Annotated in this window: 2 protein-coding genes; one reads left to right on the plus strand and one right to left on the minus strand. The window is 72.9% G+C overall.

Going from position 1 to position 1,120, the window contains the following annotated elements:
* On the minus strand, positions 1–246 hold a 246-nt coding region (locus DQW06_RS22785), incomplete at its 3' end, for a cupin domain-containing protein (RefSeq protein WP_232833127.1).
* An 81-nt stretch (positions 247–327) separates the two neighbouring features.
* Here DQW06_RS22785 and DQW06_RS22790 point away from each other — a divergent pair.
* Positions 328–984 carry an NAD(P)H oxidoreductase gene (locus tag DQW06_RS22790; protein ID WP_071622994.1) on the plus strand — a complete coding sequence of 219 codons (657 nt, stop codon included), beginning with the start codon at positions 328–330 and terminating at the stop codon, positions 982–984.
* Positions 985–1,120 lie beyond the last annotated feature (136 nt).

Genomic DNA, 1,120 nt, shown 5'->3' on the forward strand with positions numbered 1-1,120 from the left:
CGGCGAGGCGGGGCTGTCCGCGAGGTGGAAGGGGTCGGGGCCGCGCACGAGCGCGGTGTCGCCCGCGCTGATCGCGAGGGCCGTCCCGTCGGACATGACCACCGAACCGCCGCCGCTGATCACCGTCAGCATGGTCAGCGGCGCGCCGCCGGTGAAGCGGATCGTCCAGGGCGGTTCCAGCGAGGCCTGGCTGACGGAGGCTCCGGCGGAGCGGATGCCGCTGAGCATGTCGCTCAAAGGGTCCATGGGAACGAGTGTAGACGCACGCCAAAGAAACGCAGCTTTTCAGCTATGGAACGTCCACGCCCGCTGGTCTGTACTGGATCCATGAACCAAGAGCCCTTCGCAGCTTCCGAGACCTCCGAGCCCCCCACGCCGACCGGACGCACCGCCCTGGTCGTGTTCGCCCACCACCGCCCGGACTCCCTGACCGCCGCCGTGGCCGCACGGGCCGCGGCGCGCCTGGAGGCGGCCGGGTACCGCGTCGACCTGCTCGACCTGCACGCCGAGGGGTTCGACCCCCGCAACAGCGAGGCCGACGAGCCCGACTACGGCAACCGGGACAAGGTCTACTCCGACGAGGTGCACGCCCACATCCGCCGCGTCCACGCCGCCGAACTCATCGTCCCCGTCTTCCCCGTGTGGTGGTACGGGCTGCCGGCCCTGCTCAAGGGCTGGATCGACCGCGTGTGGAACTACGGCCTCGCGTACGGCCGCAGCAGGTCCCCCATGGCGGGCAAGCGGATGCTGTGGCTGGGCCTGGCGGGGCTCGCCGAGGGGGAGCAGAACGCGGACCTGGTGCTCGACCTGCTCGACGGACCCCTGCGCCGGGGGATCTCGGAGTACTGCGGGATCTTCGACGTCCACACGGCCGCGCTGTTCGACAGCGAGGCCCAGGGCCTGTCCGGTGCGGCCCGGGAGCGCCACTACCAGAAGCTGTTCGCCGAGGCCGAGGCGGCGGTCGACAAGCTCGTCGCCGGATGAGCCGACCACCGCTGACCGCTTCCGGTGGAGCCCGCCCGGGCTCCGGCCGGGGGACGGGGACCCGCGTACGGGCCCCGTCGGGGGGCGAGCGGCGGACGCGCGACGGGAGGGGCCGCCCCCGCGCTCGGCGGTGGGC

The sequence above is a fragment of the Nocardiopsis sp. TNDT3 genome, assembly GCF_003427465.1.
GTDB classification, from domain to species: domain Bacteria; phylum Actinomycetota; class Actinomycetes; order Streptosporangiales; family Streptosporangiaceae; genus Nocardiopsis; species Nocardiopsis dassonvillei.